Genomic DNA, 3,300 nt, shown 5'->3' on the forward strand with positions numbered 1-3,300 from the left:
TTATTACTACGACGGCTTAGCTGAATTTTACTGCCTTAAACACCTAAACCAAAGACAAACCTACAATGCCGAATGTAATAAATCGTGTTGATTGCTTTGTTAAGCGCATTTTTTTACATTCGGCATTCTCTGTTTGACTTTAGAACTGTTATAATGTTAATTAAAGACATATAATTGAGAACTAGCTCGCTTATAGGAGGACCTATGAGAAAGGAAAAAATGCGTTCAATAGAAGCTAATAGCGATTACAAACATTACATTGATTCCCTGAAAACTGTAATCAGACATACAGAGAACAATAAACAAAATTTAGATAAATTGCAGCATTCTGCTGCTTTTCAAGAGCTTTGCCTCAAAGAATGCTTAAATAATCTAGATCATTTAGAGTATGTGCAAAAAAAAGAATATGACCAATGGCAAGAAAGAGCACAACGATTAAGAGCACAAAAAGAGCAACTTAGATTACAAGTTCAAGAGCACTCACAAGCTCTAGCTCTTTCAAAAGCTCAAATTGAACATAGCTTACGAATGATCAACTTATTTCCTGATTCATCAGCTAGCGATTATTTAAAGTCTACAAGTTTAAACAAAACGTTAAATGAAACTTTGCGAAAAGACTGGGAAAAAGTAGGCGACCAATTGGCTCAAACAATGTTTGAATTAAAAAATGCAGAACGTGATTAATATGACAGAACAAGAAAATATCAAACATGAAATTGAAGATATCGAGCCAACAGAGAAAGAATTAACAGAAGTTCAAGGCTTATTGCATCGCTTACCCGAAACAATGCTTGTTGAAGCATTAGTAGAAAGACAAGCAACCGAAGGCAGCGCCAGTGTCTTAATGCAATCAATTTCTCAACAATACTCAGGACCAATTCCACCGCCCAAAATGCTTAATGATTATAATCATATTCAAAGTGATTTTGCTGAGCGTATTGTAAAAATGGCTGAAAGCGAACAAAATCACAGGCAAGAACTTGAAAAAATTGCCGTAAATGGTGCAATATCAAAAGATACTCGCAGCCAAAATTACGCTTTAGTTTGCGTATTATTTATAGCATTTCTTTGTGGTGGTTTGATTTATACTGGCCATGATATTGCTGGTTCCGTTTTAGGTGGTTCAACTTTAGTTGGTCTTGCTGCATTATTTATTACTGGTCGTAGAGATAATACAAATAAAAAAACAGATTCAGAACAAGAATAATAGCCTTAGCCTCTGATATTTAACTAAAGTCAGAGGTAGCGCTTAACGCCGCAATAACACGTGCGAACGCCTTAATTACAAAACCAATTATACTTCAAACCGCGAATGCCGAATGTAAATAGCATCGTGTTGATTGCTTTGTTATACGAGCCTTGCTTTCGCTCCGATAATCTTGGTAAAGAACTGATTTACCAAGATTTACTGTAAACTGAGTTTAATTAGACTGACTCAATTAAGCGAGCAAAATATCCATTCAACAGCAATAATTGTGAAACGAAACAATCCCTTTTTCTTACACCATTTGAACGATTTGGTTTCAGCCAGTTTGGAGCTGATAAACCAAATATCCTAACCACAATTGGGATTGAAAATGCTGAGAGAAAAACACTGATGCAGACTAAAATGAGGCATAACCAAAGAACAATTGAAGCGTAAAATAGCTTCTGAAACGCCTGAATTTAGGGCAATAATAGTTCAATGCCGAACCTGATGAAACGAACACCAAAAGGCAACAAAGAAAAAGGAAAACCACCCTACTTTCACACCTAAAAAACTAATGGTTCAATCGCAGGACTGAACCAAAAAACTGCATTCTCAGAGTTCGTATAACGCCTGCATAACACGTTTGCTACTATGCAATTATACTTAAAATTGACGCCCTAAAACGAGAAACACCCGACAGCCTGAGGATGCCGAGTGTAGTAAATCGTGTTGATGCGATTGTTAGTTTTCAATTTCAGCTGACTGCATAGTCTCCAATTTTTTACTTAGACGATTTTCCCTATTTTCCTTGAAATTTTTCAACTTTAAACGCTCGAAATCTTTAGGATTCAGTTTGCAGTGATAATGATGGTGCTCTTTTAAGCGATCTTCTTCTTCAGTCGCTAACTCAGCTTCAGTTTTTATCTTCCGCCCCGATAATGACAACCATTTATCCGCACATTTATACCAAGCAAAAATCAAGGCTAATGCTGAAAAGAACGGATGAGACCAACCTAGAAAAGCAATTAATGCTGGAATAATTACAGCAGTAAATAGTGCAAACCATTTAATAATTCGCATTCCGATAAGCTCTTGATTAAGCTTAATGTCTACTTCTTCTGATGATTTACTCGGTAACTCATTATAGATTACTTTTAAATCATTATTAGTAGGCATATGAGTAGCAATCTCATTATCTAAGAAACCACCCCAGCGGTATTCGCTTTCTGATACACCACAAATGTATGGGCATTCGGCAATATTGGAAATACGAAGCGCTGTTTTACATTCAAACTTAACTAAAGTTTGTAATGGAACTGGATAACGCTTAATCCAATATTTAAATTCAGACTCTGCAATTTGCTTACACTGTTCAAGGGTATGCTCTCTAAGTAAACGGACAGACAATAACGCTGTTGAATCATCAATTGCTGAGCTTACAAATCTAGGAGAGTAGCTAACATAATAACCATCTCTCTTAGCCTCTACATTTTCAAATCTAATCCAAGGTTTCATACTTCTCCTGAGAACTAACGCCTGCATAACACGTTTGCTACGATACAGACTTAGCTGAATTTTACTGCCTTAATCACTGAAACTAAAGACAAACTGACAACGCCGAGTGTAGCAAATCGTGTTGATGCATTTGTTACACGATCTTTGTCAACGCTTCTATTAACTTGGTAAAGAATTGATTTACCAAGATTTACTGTAAACTGAGTTTAATTAGACTGACTCAATTAAGCGAGCAAAATATCACTTCAACAGCAATAACTGTGAAACGAAACAATCCCTTTTTCTTACACCATTTGTACGATTTGGTTTCAGCAAGTTTGGAACGGATAAACCAAATACCCTAGCCACAATTGGGATTGAAAATGCTGCGAGCAAAACACTGATGCTGACCGAAATGAGGCAAAACCATGAACAATTGAAGCGTGAATTGGTTTCTGAAATCCATGAACTTTTGGCAATAATAGTCAATTGCCGAACCTGATGAAACGAACACCAAAAGGCAATCAAGAAGAAGGAAAACCACCCTACTTTTACATCTAAAAATCGAATAGTTCTATCGCTGAACTGAGCCAAAAAACTGCTATATTTAGTTCGTG

At 36.2% G+C, this 3,300-nt stretch carries 4 protein-coding genes; 2 read left to right on the forward strand and 2 right to left on the reverse strand.

The genetic code is table 11. From position 1 onward, the window contains the following. Positions 1 to 204 precede the first annotated feature (204 nt). A complete protein-coding gene (locus PVK62_RS17105; protein WP_061014332.1) occupies positions 205 to 684 on the forward strand; it encodes a hypothetical protein in 480 nt (159 codons plus the stop codon). 1 nt (position 685) lies between these two features. Continuing rightward, entirely contained in the window at positions 686 to 1,207 is a 522-nt protein-coding gene (locus tag PVK62_RS17110) for a DUF2335 domain-containing protein (protein ID WP_274445593.1), read from the forward strand. 723 nt (positions 1,208 to 1,930) lie between these two features. Here the strand turns inward: PVK62_RS17110 and PVK62_RS17115 are convergent. Then, positions 1,931 to 2,704 carry a hypothetical protein gene (locus tag PVK62_RS17115; RefSeq protein ID WP_274449500.1) on the reverse strand — a complete coding sequence of 258 codons (774 nt, stop codon included), beginning with the start codon at positions 2,702 to 2,704 and terminating at the stop codon, positions 1,931 to 1,933. Between the two features lie 240 nt (positions 2,705 to 2,944). After that, a partial coding sequence (locus tag PVK62_RS17120; RefSeq protein WP_274449501.1) for a hypothetical protein occupies positions 2,945 to 3,300 on the reverse strand: 356 nt, incomplete at its 5' end.

This window comes from Aliivibrio sp. S3MY1 (assembly GCF_028765575.1).
In the GTDB taxonomy this organism is placed as follows: domain Bacteria; phylum Pseudomonadota; class Gammaproteobacteria; order Enterobacterales; family Vibrionaceae; genus Aliivibrio.